Origin of the sequence: Flavihumibacter solisilvae (assembly GCF_000814475.1) — a bacterium.
Classification (GTDB): Bacteria; Bacteroidota; Bacteroidia; order Chitinophagales; family Chitinophagaceae; genus Flavihumibacter; species Flavihumibacter solisilvae.
The window spans coordinates 42661-59161 of the sequence record NZ_JSVC01000009.1 but is presented as its reverse complement, the minus strand read 5'-3'; the positions used below and the strand labels follow the sequence as shown (position 1 = coordinate 59161).

The window sequence follows — 16501 nt, the reverse complement described above, 5'->3', positions numbered from 1 at the left end:
TCAAACTGATATACTCATGCGCAGGTTCAATATTTTCCAGCATTCACACAGTGCACTACGGTCACTGCTACTCGATACAAGCCTGTTGATCCAGTTTACGGACTTCAGCGACCCCGGGCAGGTTCAGGCTACTTTCGACCAGGTAACCGAACTGGTACTTGCCTGTCAGCGTCAGGCGGAAGAAGAAGCCAGGTATATCATTCCCGCGATCAGTGTGCTGCATGGCAGGGTAGAGGAATGTTTCGCTCACGGGGACGAACAAAAGCCTTCAGCGTCCATGAAAATGCTTAACAGGATGAACCTGTATGAGCAGTATGCCGGTACGCCAAGGGCTGCAAGACTTGCGGCCAGCATCGCCAACACGAGCTTCCAGAAGTTTGCGGAGCAGGTAATTGCAGGTATGCAGTTACAGGAAGAAATACTGAACCCTTTGTTATGGTCATATTATTCTGATGATGCACTGCGTCAGCTTCACATGCAGATCGAAGGCCGCCAGACAATAACCGAATGGCTGAGCCTCTGCACATGGATGATGAAAGACATGTCAGATGAAGAAATTGTCAGCTGGTTGCTGAACGTTCGTCCAACACTACCACTCCAGGTGTATGAAATGTTGCTGGAAAGGATCTCGGGAAAGATGCCGATGATGAGGTGGGACAACGTTCAGACCGGCATGACAGAAGAAGCTATGGTAGCATAAGGTGCCACAGCATGGTGATTTGTGTATAAAAAAAGTGCGCTTTTGCGCACTTTTTTTATTGGAGGTTAAGATCTTAGTTTGGCAGGTGGCACCACGTTTTTAACTGGTTTCGTCGACTGGAGATATTGGAACATTGCACCCAGGTCTTCGTCGGTCAGTTTGGCGAAGTTTGCCCAGGGCATAGGTGGCAGCAGCGGGCGGCTGTTGTCCATTCCCTTATACTTCCCTTCACGCATGGCCTTTATGAATTGTTGTTCTGTCCACGTGCCGATACCGGTAGAGTCAGAACTGATATTGGCTGCATAGGAAATGCCCCAGGGGCCGGCGGCAACAGTAAGTTCCGGACCGAAGAGTGCCCATCCTTTTCCCAACGCTGCAGTATCGACCTCGGGAATCGGGTGGTCGGCAAGATGACCGGCAAAGCGGTTGGCCATGTCTGGTTCAGGGCCTCTCGGACCAAAATTCTTCGGCGTGTGACAATCATCACAGCCAATGGTGTTTACGAGATATTCACCCCTTTTGACCTGCTCCTCCTGCGTAAGAGGCTGTTTGGCAGAAGCTGTTTCCGTTGCTGCTTTCGAACTGTCCTGGCAGGCAATCAGGCCGCTGATCAGGATTGCAGTCAATCCCGCAGTAGTGAGCATGATCTTTTTCATGTTGTCTGGTTTTCGGTTTTATTCTGCCAAAGTAATCGCCGGGAAAACTTTCTTCCAATGCGTCAGGAATGAATTGTAGAAATGAGAGGATGAATTGAAAGTTCTTTTCATAAATTGGCGAAAAAAAATCCCATGCCCCAGTTTTTCATGCAACAGACAATGCGTTGGTTTGGTCCAGATGATACTGTTTCACTTGCCGACATCAGGCAGGCTGGTTGCACTGGCGTTGTCACAGCATTGCACCAGGTCCCGGTCGGAGAGGTATGGACAGCCGGAGAGATCACAACACGAAGGGAGATGATCAGGGCTGCCGGTATGGACTGGAAAGTCATAGAAAGCCTGCCGGTGCATGAAGACATTAAAAAACGCTCGGGCGATTATAAGAAGTGGATAGAGAATTACAAGGAAAGCATCAGGAATGTGGCAGCTTGCGGACTTGAAGTGATTACCTACAATTTTATGCCCATCCTTGACTGGCTGCGTACTGACGTAGCATATAAGTTGCAGGATGGAAGTACGGCGCTGTATTTTGAAAGGAGCGCATTTGTCGCCTTCGATCTTTTTTTGCTGCAAAGGCCCGGTGCTGAAAAGGACTATACAGAAGAAGAGATCCGGCTGGCAAAAGAAAAGTTTTCAGCCATGGGCGAACAGGAAAAAGCGGACCTGTTCCGTAATTCCATGCTTGGGCTTCCCGGCAGCAAGGAAGCGTTTACCCGCGAACAGGTGCTCGAAGCGCTGAATACCTATGCAGGCATCGATGCCGAAAAACTGAAACAACACCTTTTTGAATTCCTTCGCGAAGTAGTGCCGGTTGCGGAGCAGGTTGGTGTCAAAATGGCCATTCACCCCGACGATCCGCCGTACCCGATCCTCGGCCTTCCCCGGATCATGAGTACAGCAAAAGATGTTGATGAAATGCTCCAGGCAGTACCATCCACCACTAACGGGTTGTGCTTCTGCACGGGCTCTTACGGGGCGCGGGCCGATAATGACCTGGTCAGCATGCTGAAGAAATATGCGGCTCATATCCACTTCCTGCACCTGCGCAATACCTCGCGCGATCCCCAGGGGAACTTTTATGAGGCAGACCATCTCGGGGGTGACTCCGACATGTATGCGATCGTCAGTGAGATCTGGGATATTATGCAGGCAAGAAAACAATCTATCCCTATGCGACCTGATCATGGCCACCAGATGCTGGATGATCTTAAAAAACAAACTTATCCCGGCTATTCGGCAATCGGAAGGCTCAAAGGACTTGCTGAGCTCAGGGGCCTGGAGTATGGCGTGAGCCGGGCTTCCGGCGGAAAATAGTTGTCCATTTTCCGGTAGGCATTTAGTAATTTTAGGTCAGCAGTTCTTTTCTTACTTACCTAAAACTTAACTATATGAACCTCCTTCACCGCCTTGAATTATGGGGCGACAGGCATCACCCCCGTTGGATGGATATAGTACGCGTTGCACTGGGTATTTTCCTCTGTATCAAAGGAATTCAATTTGTGTACAACATGAGTTCCCTGATGGCCGAAGTGGATAGTAAACTGCCCATGCCACCATTTGCCCTGGTTGTTTTAGGACACTATGTTTTCGTTGCCCACCTGCTGGGCGGCATTCTCTTCATCCTGGGAGCATACACCCGGGTGGCTGCTCTCTTCCAGATCCCAATCCTTATCGGAGCAATTTTGTTTGTAAACTCATCACGGGATCTCTGGAGACCGTTTCCTGAACTTATCATTTCCGTCCTCGTTCTTGCACTGCTGGTTTATTTCCTGATAGCCGGCGACGGACCATGGTCTCTTAGGGGAGAGGATGAAATGAATAGGAATTCACCAGGGAGATCCAGCTAAAATATTTTCTTCAACCACTCAAAGTACCGGTCACAATGCCGGTATTTTTTTTGCCGCTTTCGCTAACTGTTATTATTAATCTCAGTATGTTGCACCGCTTTTTTTAATTTTCAATTTTGAATTTTAAATTATTATCGTGAAGAGAAGGAAATTTATTCAACAGTCCGCATTTGCAACAGCAGGCGTAATGATAGGCTCAGGCGTTTTCGCCAATGGCCGCAACCAGTTTCCCGAGGTGCGAACTCCGCTTGCACAACGTAAATTCAACAGCAAAGCGGTCGAAAAACTAATCGCCGATATCCGCCGTAACACCGGCAATAAAGAGATTGGCTGGCTTTTCGAAAACTGCTTTCCCAATACACTGGATACTACTGTCGAGTTTGAGATGATCGATGGAAAACCGGACACCTACGTAATAACCGGTGATATCGATGCCATGTGGCTGCGCGACAGCTCCGCACAGGTCTGGCCCTATATTCCTCTCTGTCACGAAGACAAAGACCTTCAGCAACTCATCAAGGGGGTGATCAACCGCCAGGTGAAATGTATCATTAAAGATCCCTATGCGAATGCCTTCTATAAGGATGAAAAGAAAGTAAGCGAATGGAAGGAGACAGATATTACTGACATGAAGGCGGGTGTCCATGAACGTAAGTGGGAAATTGATTCCCTCTGTTATCCCATCAGGCTCGCTCATGGTTATATTAAAGAAACAGGTGACCTTTCCGTTCTCGATGACCAGTGGGTGGAAGCCATGCGCCTGGTGATCAAAACATTCCGTGAGCAACAGCGGTTCCATAACGCGGGCCCTTATAATTTCCAGCGTAAAACTGCCTGGGCGACCGATGGCGTTCCTATGGCCGGTTACGGTTATCCGGCGAAACCAAACGGGCTCATTTGTTCCATGTTCCGTCCGAGTGACGATGCAACTATCTATCCTTACCTCATACCAGCCAATTTCTTTGCCGTTGTGTCCCTTCAGCAGATGGCAGAACTGTTTCAACGGAAAGGAGGACTGGAGAAGGAAATCAATGAAGCAAAATCTCTTGCTCAACAGGTATCAGCAGCCTTGAAGGAAAATGCAGTCACTCCACACCATAAATATGGGCAGATCTATGCATACGAAACAAACGGTTTTGGAAGTTTTAACCTGATGGACGATGCAAATGTGCCATCACTGTTAGCGTTACCATACCTCGGAGCAATACCTTCTACCGATAAACTGTACCGGCAAACACGCAGTTACGTGTTGTCAGAAGATAACCCGTTCTATTTTAAAGGGACCAAAATGGCAGGTGTCGGTGGCCCGCATATCGGCCTCGACATGGTGTGGCCAATGAGCATCGTGATGCAGGGACTCACCTCAACTGACGATAAGGAAATAAAAAATTGCCTCAGCATGTTGCAGCAATGCCATGCAGGTACCGGTTTCATGCATGAGTCTGTTCACAAGGACGACACCGCAAAATTCACCCGAAAATGGTTCGCCTGGGCAAATACCATTTTCGGGGAATTCATCTGGAAAGTGTACCGTGAGAAACGCGGATTACTTGCCTGACCGGCTATGATCCTGTTTGTGCTTCTCTGATTTGGTCTCCTTTTTATTGTGGGTAACATCGTCGCCCTTAAAGTCCTGCTCTTCACCTTCACGGTGATCCAGGTTGTCTTTATTTTCAGGACGGGCATTTTTGTCCTTCAACACCTGGGGTTTGATATTTTTTGTCTGGTCCTGTTTCATAACTAACATTTACAGAGAACGGTCAAAAAAACATACCAGAAAGAGTGTGGAGGTTGCTCTACAGATCCGGAATGCCATGGACTTACGACTTTTCGATCCCCATGGTCCACGGATTGTATTCTCACCTCTATGAGCTTAAAGGAACTTATTGTCCAACGCATTAAAAACGACGGCCCGATTACATTTTGCGATTTCATGGAGATGGCCCTCTATTATCCGGGGTTAGGATATTATTCCTCGCCCCGCAACAAATTGGGCAAGGACGGCGATTTTTATACCAGCCCGCTTTGCAGCAGTTTGTTTGGCCGGCTGATCGGTCGCCAGCTGGAAGAAATGTGGTTGTTAATGGGCGGCGGCCCTTTCATTATTGTTGAATATGGTGCGGGTACAGGCGAGTTATGCCGCGATATCCTTGCGTATATTGAACGAAACGGTCGCTTTTCCAGGCATGTGCAATATTTCATTATTGAAAAGAGCGGCTACATGCGCGAACTGGAAAAGTCCATCCTGCCCCAAAGGGTAAAATGGGTCGATTCCATTTCTGAAATTCCCTCTTTTTCAGGCTGCGTCCTGGCCAATGAACTGCTGGATAATTTCTCAGTACACCGGGTATGTATGCAGCATGAGCTTATGGAATTTTATGTTGATTACAAGGACGGGTTTAAAGAAATCCTGTTGCCCGCCGGTGATTTATTGCAGGATTACCTGGCACAGCTACATGTTAAACTGCCATGGGGATACTGCACAGAGATCAACCTGCAGGCCAATGATTGGGTAAGTGAAATTGCTAACCGCATGAAACGCGGATACATGATCACATTTGATTATGGCTTTACTTCATCCAAGATGTATGAAGCCCAACGCAGTACCGGAAACATGGTTTGCTATTACCAGCATAAGGCAGGTTCCTGTCCCTATGATAATATTGGCGACCAGGATATTACAACTCATGTGAATTTTTCTGCGCTCGCACACTGGGGCCGCCTGAATGGCCTTAACGTGAACGGCTATACGAACCAGCTCCATTTCCTGCAGGGACTCGGACTCGCAGGTGAGTTACGGACCATGCAGGAAGCTGAGTCATTGAAAGAATCGGCACGGCGAATGGATATTTCCTTTATCCGGAATTTTGTGATGGAACTGGGAAGTCGCATTAAGGTGCTTGTTCAGTCCAAAGAAGTCAGGAGCCCGCTCTCGGGCCTGCAATTTGCAATTCCGCTAACCTAAAACGGCTATATGGAATGGAATTGGGAGAAGTTCTGGCAACGTGCATCTGACTGGGCGGTAACGCATTTGCCGTTATATGCGCTCGCGATCGTATTGCTGTTTGTTGGTTTCTGGTTAATCAAGCTTTTCAATAACTGGCTCCGGGAAAGGTTTCAAAAGAGAAAATTTAATCCCTCACTGGTCTATTTTCTGCAGAACCTCATCGTTATCGCCCTGCAGGTAATGCTCGTGATCAGCGTATTCAATATCGCGGGCATCAGGCTTACATTCATGACCGCGATCATCGCCGGTTTCAGTGTGGCCGCGGGCCTCGCATTGTCGGGAACGCTGCAGAACTTTATGTGTGGGATACTCTTACTGGTTCTTCGTCCATTCAGGGTGGGGGATGTGATTGTTACCCAGGGATCGGAAGGGGAGGTGAAATCCATCCAGTTGTTTTATACCATCATCCTGACTTTCGATAACAAAACCATTATCATTCCCAATGGCAAATTGTCGAATGAAGTGGTGATCAATTTAAGCCGGCAGGGACGCAGGCGGATCGACATCGACCTGAAATTTCCATATTCCAAAGATTTCAATGAAGTGAAGGCTGTGCTGGAAAAAACGATCGCAGAAAACGCGGATATCCTGAAACAACCCCCGCATAAAGTCGGCGTTGCAGACCTGGAAGCCGACAAATACGTTTGCAGGCTGGAGTTATGGATCAATGCACACGATTATCCAAAGCTTCAACTGCAGCTGTTTGAAGAAATCCTCCGCGACTTAAAAAGTAAAGGATTGGTTTAAAGACCGGGATCGTCAGTATGCAACTGAAGTGCGTGAAATGGCGTAGTTGTAAAAATCCTGCACCGTTTTCATGTCTTTAAAATCTTCCGGTTTTACCTTGAAATTAAAATTGTATTCGATCACCACGGCAAGGTCAATATAATCCAGGCTGTCGAGCTCAAGCGCTTCAGCCAGGTTTGCATCGGGTGTTATCTTTTCTGGATCAACTTCGAATTCCTCAACCAGGAACGAATTGATTTTCTCAATAATCTCTTTCTCTTTCATATCACAATAAGGTAGCGAAACTTCACTAAAATCTCTTTTAATTTAGCAAATTTACAAATATTGCGAACTGTTCTGTAATTTCCTTGCATGCAAAGACCTGGATTGAAAGATCATTATGATGTTATAGTAATTGGAGCGGGTGTAGGCGGACTGACGGCGGCAGCTTTGCTGAGCAAATGCGGCTATTCCGTTTGTGTCCTGGAAAAAGAACCGCACGTTGGCGGCTACCTCGCAGGATTCCGGCGGAAAAATTTCATTTTTGATACAGCGATCCACTGGTTGAACCAATATGGCCCTAACGGCATGGTCACCAGGCTTTTTAATGCGATTGGCAATGACCATCCCTCCGCTGTATGCCAGAAACGCATCCGCCGCTACAAAGGCGAAACTTTTGACTACCTGCTTACCGATAATCCCGACGAATGGCGTGACCAGCTGATCCGGGAATTTCCGGCGGAAGAAAAGGGCATCCGGCGTTTTTTCGCAGAATCAAAAAAAATTGGCCGGTCCTTCGATAATTATAATACGGTCTTCCGCTGCGGTGAAACGCAGAACTTCTTCGAAAGGCTCGCCAAGAAATGGGGACTGCTGAAATTTGCACTTCCATTCATTCCCTACGTAACATACAAGGGAGAAAAAGGGCTAAAAAAGGGCCTGAATAAATTTTTCAGGGATCCGGCTTTGCATAGAATTTTTACATCCGAAAACGAACTGATCGGATGCATGGTTCCCATTGGCTGGGCATATTATGGTGACTTCCAGAGCCCGCCAAACGGTGGTGGACAAATGATCCCCAAATGGCTGCAGCACGTGGTTCAGTATTATGAAAACACCGTCATGTTCCAAAGCAGGGTCACTAAGATCGATGTGGAAAATGGTGTCTGCCGGGGCGTAAAATTTGAACATCGCGGGAAACCTTACGAAATCACCGGGAAATATGTAATTGCAGCAAATGATATCGAAACGCTTTACGAAAAAATGCTGCCTGCAGATGCAGTTCCCGAAAAACTGAAAGCGAAGCTGAAGAATGCAGAATTGTACAGTTCCTCCGTTACGATTTCCATCGCCCTCGATTGCCCTTCTGAGGAACTGGGATTCAATGAAGAACTGGTTCACCTTGCAGATGAAGGATTGCCTTACAGTGACTATTCCAGCGGTGACCCAACCAAAACGGAGATCAGTATTCTTGCACCTTCCGTACGCGACAAAACCATGGCGCCGGAAGGAAACGGAACACTTACGATTTATATGCCTGCCTGCATCAGCTACATGAACGAGTGGAATACCAGTAAAGATGACAAAGGGAATTACGTTCGTGGTGAATCATACCGTGAGCTGAAATCAGAGCTTGCTGAAAAGATCATCAAAAGGGTGGAAGAGCGTGTGGCACCCGGGCTCCGCAGTCATGTACTCTTCTATGATGTGGCTACACCGGTTACCCATTGGCGATATACCGGAAACAGGAACGGTACCATGATGGGCGCAAAACCCGGCCGGGAAAATATGCAGAACAATATTGCACATTACCTGACACCGGTCAAAAACCTCATTCTCGGCGGACACTGGGCAGAACTCGGCGGCGGTGTACCCATAGCTGCAAAAGCCGGGGCAAATGCATGCCTCCTTGTGCTGAAAAAAGAACGCCATGCAGCATTCGATGTGCTGGCTACTTATATGGATGGCAAAACTTCGCTCGACACAGTGCTTGCACACCCATCATTGCGTCCATACGATAATTCATGGGTACGTCCTTTAACACCTGCCCAAAAACTTCAACGCGCACAGGCAAACGAAACAATATAGTCTGCCGAAATTAATTTAACTATGAAACGAGTAATAATAGCAGGCCTGCTGTTGGCAGGATGCATCAATGGCTTCGCACAAAAAAGCCATGTGTTTACCGAGGGATTGTATGTTGGCAACGTAAGTCATTACGGCAGGGAAGCAGTGTACAGCGATGTACTTGCATACCGCTTGTATACCAATTCAATGGCAACGCCAGCCGGCGGCCAGGTGTTCGATACAGTAAAAGGAAAGCCCGTTAGCTGGCAGCTCATTAAAGCGGACAGCCTCAACAGGATGAGGGGTAGCCGCGGTTTCGGTGGAGGTGGCGGATATTTTTATTTGACTTATACATCCGGTAAGCAACAGGTGGCATTGCTGAAAATGGCCGGTAACAGTGCTGTGTACGTGAATGGCGAACTGCATACCGGCGATCCTTATGGATCGGGCTGGCTATATATTCCCGTTACCCTGAAAAAAGGATTGAATGAATTTTATGCAAGGGCTGGCTTTCTCACCGCATCACTTGAGTTTCCGGCGAAACCGGTTCATCTCAATATCCAGGATCCTACGATGCCTTTTATCGTTGCAGGGCTGAACAATAATGAACTTATGGGAGCCGTGGTGGTAACCAACACTACTTCGAAAAAACTCAGTGGACTGGAAATCGCGACCTCGCTGAACAACAATAAACTCAGGTCATCCATTCCTGAGATCCCGGCCATGAGCAGCCGGAAAGTAATTTTCCGCTTCAATGGCCAGGACATTTCTGCGAAGGGAAAATATGCCTGTGACTTGCAGCTCCTGCAATCCGGCAAAGCATTGGACGACACTTCCATCCAGGTGGAAGCAGTTGATGCAAACGAGTCCTACAGCCGCACATTCATCAGCAATATTGACGGCAGCCTGCAGTATTACGCAGTTACACCAACATCAGGCAAACCGGACAACGCAGCTTTGTTTCTTTCCGTACATGGTGCAGGAGTGGAGGCAATCGGCCAGGCGCGTGCATACAAACCAAAGGATTGGGGTAATCTCATTGCTGCGACCAACCGCAGGCCCAGGGGATTCAACTGGGAAGACTGGGGCAGACTGGATGCACTGGAAGTGTTGAACATCGGGCTGAATCAGTTTAAGCCAGACCCACGGAAGATCTACCTTACAGGTCACTCGATGGGTGGCCATGGCACCTGGTTCCTTGGTGCTACTTATCCCGACAAATGGGCCGCAATTGCTCCATGCGCGGGGTATCCTACATTGAAAGGTTATGGTTCGGCAGATGGACTTGTTCCTGACAACAGCAGTGTTCCCATTGAACAAATGTTGCTGCGTTCAAGCAACCAGAGCGATGTTCCCAGGCTCGCAGAGAACTATAAACAATTGGGCGTATATATTTTTCACGGCGACTCAGACCGCGTGGTTTCGGTTAACTATGCCCGCCAGATGCGCGCGCAGCTCGGTGGATTCCATTCTGACATGAGTTACTACGAATATCCTGGTGGTAGTCATTGGTTCGGGGATCATAGTGTGGATTGGAAACCCATTTTCGATTTCTTCCAATGGCACCAGTCAAAAGCCGACAGCGCTGTTAACGAGATCGATTTCCAGACCGCCAGTCCGGGTATTTCGCCCGCATATCGCTGGGCTTCCATCCTGCAGCAGGACCTTCCCCTGCAGTATAGCCGCATTAAACTGAATCGGAATAAAACTGCCGGAACAATTACAGGTTCCGCAACCAATGCAAGACTCCTGAAGTTCTCGCTCGAAGATTTTGGTGCCAATAAATCGATCCGGATAACACTCGACAGCCAGCAGGCCATCACATACACGACGAAACAGAACGACAGTATCTTCCTCGTAAAAGCTGATGGTAAATGGACAATCGCAACTGCACCCACAGCCAGCGAGAAAAACCCTGCCCGTTATGGTACGCTGAAGGATGCATTTAACCATCGCATGGTATTCGTCTATGGCACAACAGGCAACCGCGAAGAAAATGAATGGAGCTTTAACAAGGCCAGGTTCGATGCAGAAACCTGGTACTACCGCGGTAACGGTGCGGTTGATATTATTTCGGATAAAGAATTTTCTCCCGAAAAATATAAAGACCGCGGGGTGATCATTTTCGGAAATAAGTCCACCAACTCGGCATGGAAATCATTATTGAGTGATTGCCCGATCCAGGTCGATCGCAACCAGGTAATTGCAGGAGGAACAACGATGAACGGTGATGACCTGTCAGCTTACTTCGTTTGGCCGAACAGCAGGTCGGCTGTTGCCTCCGTAGGAGTTGTAACAGGTACAGGAATCAAAGGAATGAAAGCTGCAAATGCCAACCAGTACTTCGCAGGCGCAAGCGGGTTTCCCGATTTCATGATCCATGACCTGCGCATGTTGCAGAAAGGAGTGGAGGGTGTAAAGATGGCCGGCTTCTTCGATCACAACTGGAAACTGGTGCCGTCAACGGAAATGGTAATCGTTCCCTGATCGATTATACAATTGTTTGCACGGTTTGACTATGTACCGGCGCGCATCGCTTTTATAGCTTTGTGGTCAAATCCCGTTGTTTATGTCAGCCGCAACAAAACACCCGGTATTATTTGTGACAGGCGCATTCGTTTCCAACTCATGTTGGGACGAATGGAATACCTATTTTCAAAGTAAGGGCTACACAACTATTGCGCCGGCATGGCCATTCAAGGAAGGCAGTCCTGAATCGTTGCGCAATAAGCAGCCGCACGATATCGAACTGGCCACGCTGACATTGAAAGAAGTGATTGATCACTATGCCAGCTATGCAAATAAGTTTACCGAAAAACCCATCATAATTGGTCATTCTCTCGGCGGCATGATGACACAGGTTCTGGTGAACCGTGGTTATGCCGCCGCAGGTGTGGCCATTCACTCTATACCTACATTGGGAGTGTTCCCATACGAATTCAGCTTCCTGAAAGCCGGGTGGAAATCACTCGGGGTCTTCACATCGCTGAAGAAGACCTACCTGATGTCATTCAAAGACTGGCAATATGCTTTTGTGAATGGAATGCCTCTTGATGAGCAGTATGATGCATATGAAAAATATACCATCCCGGAATCAAAGACCGTCGCCAGGGGCGGACTCACCAGTGCGGCCAGTGTGGATTACGACAAACCGCATGTGCCATTGCTGTTCACCTCCGGCAGCGAAGACACGATCACACCTGTGCACCTGAATGTCCGGAATTTTAACCGGTATAAGAAGAATGGTTCGGTACTTGAGTATAAGGAATTTCCCGGCCGGAACCATTTCGTATTGGGTCAATCTACCTGGAAAGAAGATGCAGACTATATCCTCGACTGGCTCGACCGCCGGCTTAACTGACCAGCTTTACACGCAAAGCCTTGAGACCGCTTACCCCCTGCAGGTCCTCGACCTGCAGGTTTTCTATTTCAGTTGTCAGCAGGTTTTCTTCCTGCAGGATCCGGATATAGCCGAGGTATTCAATTTCCTCGGCACGGTTCGAATAAACAATGGTGATCTTACCTGTTTCGGTTATCCGTTCGGTACTGTTTAGGATCCGCGCTTTGTCAATTCGCTTCTTGACGATCTCAAACCGGGCGTTGTAGCTTCCATCCACATCAAACCGCTTTTCATCCATCCGGAATCGGATCGCTATCGTTGAACCGGACACCATGATCAGTGTGGTGACGTCCAGCGGGAACGGCAGTGAAGGTTTGAGGCGATGGTGTAAACGTTCCATTTCACATAACACCCTTATCTGCCACAACCGCAAAGCCTGCAGGTGTCGATGATCAAATACGTGTGTCGGGGATATTGACCGGCCAATATACAGATTGTGTTCAACGCCGTCTGTTTTGAATCGTTCATAGTAATGGGGAAAGATCAGTTGTGCTTCACTCTGCCGCTGGTCAAGCAATGCGGCCAGCTTTTCATTGATCAGCCTGATGGAATCCTCATACATTCTCACGTTCCGGCGGAAGGAACCGTTCTCAGTCATTGTCTCATCCAGGTAATTGTTCACCATTACTGACAGTTCCCCCTCATTTACCTGCTTCAGCTGCGGGTGGATGCGCGTGTCGATATAATTCTGGATATACTGTTCAGTTCCCGCCATGATCGGAAGATCCAGTTCCGCAAGCAATTGTTTCACCCTTTCCGTTTCACGTACGAAATCATGAGCACCATTGATATTTTCCAACAGGGTAAGTAACGATGCCAGTTGGTGTTTGAGGTCATTCTGCACACTGAGGTTGCGGACATCCGACGAACCTTTGATATCAACCTGTCCATATAACGGGTAAACATCCGGGAAAAGGATCTCATCCGCCTGGCGGCTGATGCCGGATTGATTGTGGTAGATCAGCTTTTTTGCGACTGCCCTGAACTTCCAGTAAACGCTGCGATGAATGGTAGTATAATGATCCTGGATAATGGCTTCCACCTGGTTCTGGAATTCAGCAACAACCCTTTCTATGGAATCAGTCAGGAATGGCATCACAACATCCAGCTTATTCGCATTGATGCTGTTAAGTTCCTTGGCGTTTTTTGACACCAGTTCCAGCACGCCAAATAGTCGCCTGTTCTTGACCATCGGGGCGAGAATGAAGCTCTGATACTTTTGTTCATAGAGATACTTTGAAAGTATGCTGTCAGGATTCGCCGCGAGGAAGTCACTGATCTTTGAAACAGCGAAATATGTTTTCTTCTCCAGCAGGTGATGGTAGGCTTGTTTGTTCAGCATTTCTTTGGCCTTCCTGTCAACACCTGACTGCACCAGGAAACTCTTTGCCTGTCTGCCGAATGCGTCAGTGGAAAAAGTTTCTTCTTCGTCATCGTAAATGCAAAGGCCGACTTCAAGTTCGGGCAATCGGAAGATTGACCTCAGTATGGATTCTGTCCGCAAATGCAGGCTGCTGCTGGTCAGCCCGAGCAACTTCTCCTTGAAAATGGAAACGGCATTTTCAATCGTTGCATCAAACAGCGACATGATGGTATATCCTTTCAGGAGGAAACTCTCCTTCGGGAATTTCTCTTTCCATAATGCAATGTCGTCGTAGTTGTCCATCAGGTGGTCAATATCCTCCGGCGTCAGGGCCAGGCTTTTTTCCGTGGGAAGAATATCCAGGAAATCGGCATTGTACAAAATGCGGTAATGTTTGATAATGCCTTCCGCAGTCGGGATATCGTAGAACAGCGGTTTGGAAAAGTCTAGGTGTGTACCGTAAAATTCGTTCAGGATGAGGCAGCAGTTCATTATATAGAACTGGTGTTCATCAAAATCACGGATAATGATATCAAAGTTTTCACCGGCATTCCGGAGGATCTGCCTGAAGCGTTCGGTATGGTTGAATATAAGGCCGGTATAAGGAATGCTGATCGCCTTGATCTCGTTGCGTGTAAGGGCAGGAGGGAAGACGGTTTCCAGCATCCGGCTGAGAAGGTCTTTGTTTTCGTAGATCTGCGATATATCCGTAATACCATCCCGGATTTCGGGGTGTTTTTCGATTTCCGCAAGAAGTGATTTTGCACGCATAAAGCATTCATGCGTGGGATCTGCCGCCTGCTTTTCGAGTTCGTCTACCAGGTCAGGAAAACAGAGCAACAGTTTGAATGGTGTTTCCCAGTAAAAGGGAAAATTCATAGTAGTGATTCAGGTATTAAAGCTACTGGAAATTATAAAAGAACTACCTGACTATGAAAATGCTGATCGGTAATGCGTAAAAATAGAAATGGGTTGTAAGTTATTACAACCCATTTTTTCCGTGCCCAGAACAGGAATCGAACCTGCACTACCTTGCGATAACCAGATTTTGAGTCTAGCGCGTCTACCAATTCCGCCATCTGGGCTTATGTCGCTCCGCCTGTGAAGCACCTGAAAGTGCGGTCACTTGCGGGTTGCAATATTACGCGATGAGGCAATCTTGTCCAAAATTCGCTGTAAGTATTTTTTACGGTAGTAGTAATCCTTTACTCGCAGCAACGCTTTTTCGGAAGTAACAGCTTCCTGATAACCTGCCATATCCTGCTCCACTTCATCGTATATCGATTTTAATAATTCATTCGCAGCTGTCTCAGCCCGCTCCAGCAGCTCTGGATCCTCTTCCATTTCCCATTCCATCAATTGTTCGTTGATGTCCATAACCTCCGACAGGAACATCGGGTCCAGCTGGTACTTTTCCTCGGGTTCCACGAGGCCCTTCATTTCAAGCAGGTATTGCATCGTGGAATCCTTATCGCGGAACGCCTTGTAAGCTTTGTTTACCTGCGACGATTTTTCCAGCACATCTGCCTGTTCTTCCGGGCTTGCCTGCGTGAAAAAATCAGGATGGTAGCGGCGACTTAGTTCGTAATATTTTTTCTTCAATACACCGGGATCAACTTCAAAAGTTACCGGGATCCCGTAGAGTTCGAAATAATTCATGCGGTGCAAATGTACGATCAACTTACCATTTAAGGCGGGCAACACGCCCATTCCCGCCGGCAAGGTAAACTGCCCTTCCACTCTTCGACCTTTGGGTTACATGATATCCCGTTTTGCTGATATTCCGCCAGGTACGCCCGCCATCGGATGACACATCAACCCCCGAGGTTCCACAGGCTACCAGCTTGCGGCCATTTAAAAACACAACTCCTGAACGATAACCAAAAGGGGGAACATCCGCAGCCTTCCAGGTGCGGCCACCATCTGTAGTTATGGCAATATTTGAGGCACGACTCGTATCCTTTGCAAAATCACCACCAACAACGACCCATTTCCTGCTGTTTTTCTTCCTGCCTGCTTTCCGTACCGCAAGCCCGTTTGCACCGGTTGTGGCCTCACCCTGAACCAGCGGCAAATTCACCACCTTCCCATCCACAAATGCTCTTGATTTCCTTCCGCCGCTGACAAAGGCAAACCTGCTCCCCGACAATAACCTGATATTGCTGCCGCTCGCAGCAAAACACGCTTCGCCGGTATCCGCAAGTGGGCGTTCCTGTTCCGGCAGTTCGCGCCAGCTGCGGCCGCTATCATCAGTCTGTAACAAAAAGAAACGGCCGTCGAGCGGGTCACCGATCACCATGCCTTTCTCATCTTTCCAGAAGGTCATGGCATCGAGGAAAATGCCACTGCGGTTGTTCCGGTATACCTGGTTCCAGGTTGCACCGCCATCATAAGTACGGAGTATAAGTCCGGGTGAATCAACGGCAATCACCACCGCTGTCACCGCATCAAATGCTTCGATATCGCGAAAATCACGCTGCTCATGTCCCTTCACGGTCATCCAGGTAAAATGTTTGCCGCCATCAGTGCTACGTCCCACTGTTCCCTTGGATCCGCTCACCCACAACATCCTTTCATTCACCACGCTCAACCCCCGCAGGCTTACACCGGGCTTACCGGGAAGCTCAACCAGTTCCTGCGCGTCAGCAGTTACAGCCAAAATAAAAAACAATAACAAAAACGAAATTCGTGTGTTCATGACCGGAAGCTACGGAATTCACTGCAATCGAATGCCT

Annotated in this window: 15 protein-coding genes and 1 tRNA gene; 9 read left to right on the top strand and 7 right to left on the bottom strand. The window is 48.1% G+C overall.

Annotated features, from left to right (window positions below; genetic code table 11):
* Positions 1–16: 16 nt before the first annotated feature.
* Positions 17–700: a hemerythrin domain-containing protein gene (locus tag OI18_RS08270; protein ID WP_039138909.1), complete on the top strand. Its 684-nt coding sequence runs from the start codon at positions 17–19 to the stop codon at positions 698–700.
* A gap of 65 nt (positions 701–765) precedes the next feature.
* Here the strand turns inward: OI18_RS08270 and OI18_RS08265 are convergent, their stop codons facing one another.
* Complete coding sequence (locus OI18_RS08265) at positions 766–1356, bottom strand: hypothetical protein (protein ID WP_039138907.1); 591 nt, start codon at positions 1354–1356, stop codon at positions 766–768.
* 132 nt (positions 1357–1488) lie between these two features.
* Between OI18_RS08265 and uxuA the strand changes: the two genes are divergently transcribed.
* From uxuA to OI18_RS08250, 3 genes are all read left to right on the top strand, one after another.
* The gene (gene uxuA, locus OI18_RS08260) at positions 1489–2670 is read left to right on the top strand and encodes a mannonate dehydratase (protein WP_082037892.1); all 1182 of its coding nucleotides are present in this window, start codon (positions 1489–1491) and stop codon (positions 2668–2670) included.
* Positions 2671–2744: 74 nt separating this feature from the next.
* Entirely contained in the window at positions 2745–3203 is a 459-nt protein-coding gene (locus tag OI18_RS08255) for a DoxX family protein (protein ID WP_039138904.1), read from the top strand.
* 136 nt (positions 3204–3339) lie between these two features.
* Entirely contained in the window at positions 3340–4761 is a 1422-nt protein-coding gene (locus tag OI18_RS08250; protein WP_039138903.1) for a glycoside hydrolase family 125 protein, read from the top strand.
* Here OI18_RS08250 and OI18_RS08245 read toward each other — a convergent pair.
* Entirely contained in the window at positions 4750–4941 is a 192-nt protein-coding gene (locus OI18_RS08245; protein WP_039138900.1) for a hypothetical protein, read from the bottom strand. The two genes, OI18_RS08250 and OI18_RS08245, sit on opposite strands and share 12 nt — an antisense overlap.
* Before the next feature lie 129 nt (positions 4942–5070).
* Between OI18_RS08245 and OI18_RS08240 the strand changes: the two genes are divergently transcribed.
* Positions 5071–6168 carry a class I SAM-dependent methyltransferase gene (locus tag OI18_RS08240; protein ID WP_039138898.1) on the top strand — a complete coding sequence of 366 codons (1098 nt, stop codon included), beginning with the start codon at positions 5071–5073 and terminating at the stop codon, positions 6166–6168.
* A 9-nt stretch (positions 6169–6177) separates the two neighbouring features.
* Positions 6178–6957, top strand: coding sequence for a mechanosensitive ion channel family protein (locus OI18_RS08235; RefSeq protein WP_039138896.1), 780 nt, complete (start codon positions 6178–6180; stop codon positions 6955–6957).
* Between the two features lie 12 nt (positions 6958–6969).
* On the opposite strand, the gene OI18_RS08230 is transcribed toward OI18_RS08235, so the two are convergent.
* The gene (locus tag OI18_RS08230) at positions 6970–7221 is read right to left on the bottom strand and encodes an acyl carrier protein (RefSeq protein WP_039138895.1); all 252 of its coding nucleotides are present in this window, start codon (positions 7219–7221) and stop codon (positions 6970–6972) included.
* An 87-nt stretch (positions 7222–7308) separates the two neighbouring features.
* Here OI18_RS08230 and OI18_RS08225 point away from each other — a divergent pair, with 87 nt between their 5' ends.
* The 3 genes from OI18_RS08225 (at position 7309) to OI18_RS08215 (ending at position 12364) form a co-directional block, all read left to right on the top strand.
* Positions 7309–9024: a phytoene desaturase family protein gene (locus tag OI18_RS08225; RefSeq protein ID WP_039138893.1), complete on the top strand. Its 1716-nt coding sequence runs from the start codon at positions 7309–7311 to the stop codon at positions 9022–9024.
* A gap of 21 nt (positions 9025–9045) precedes the next feature.
* The gene (locus OI18_RS08220) at positions 9046–11490 is read left to right on the top strand and encodes a carboxylesterase family protein (RefSeq protein ID WP_039138891.1); all 2445 of its coding nucleotides are present in this window, start codon (positions 9046–9048) and stop codon (positions 11488–11490) included.
* Between the two features lie 82 nt (positions 11491–11572).
* Complete coding sequence (locus tag OI18_RS08215) at positions 11573–12364, top strand: alpha/beta hydrolase (protein WP_039138889.1); 792 nt, start codon at positions 11573–11575, stop codon at positions 12362–12364.
* On the opposite strand, the gene OI18_RS08210 is transcribed toward OI18_RS08215, so the two are convergent.
* From OI18_RS08210 to OI18_RS08195, 4 genes are all read right to left on the bottom strand, one after another.
* On the bottom strand, positions 12357–14645 hold the full coding sequence (locus tag OI18_RS08210) for a hypothetical protein (RefSeq protein WP_039138888.1): 2289 nt from the start codon (positions 14643–14645) through the stop codon (positions 12357–12359). The genes OI18_RS08215 and OI18_RS08210 overlap by 8 nt on opposite strands.
* Before the next feature lie 122 nt (positions 14646–14767).
* A tRNA-Leu gene (locus OI18_RS08205) sits at positions 14768–14851 on the bottom strand.
* 37 nt (positions 14852–14888) lie between these two features.
* Positions 14889–15425 carry a Fe-S protein assembly co-chaperone HscB gene (gene hscB, locus OI18_RS08200; protein WP_039138887.1) on the bottom strand — a complete coding sequence of 179 codons (537 nt, stop codon included), beginning with the start codon at positions 15423–15425 and terminating at the stop codon, positions 14889–14891.
* Between the two features lie 22 nt (positions 15426–15447).
* Positions 15448–16464: a WD40/YVTN/BNR-like repeat-containing protein gene (locus OI18_RS08195; protein ID WP_039138886.1), complete on the bottom strand. Its 1017-nt coding sequence runs from the start codon at positions 16462–16464 to the stop codon at positions 15448–15450.
* Positions 16465–16501: the final 37 nt, after the last annotated feature.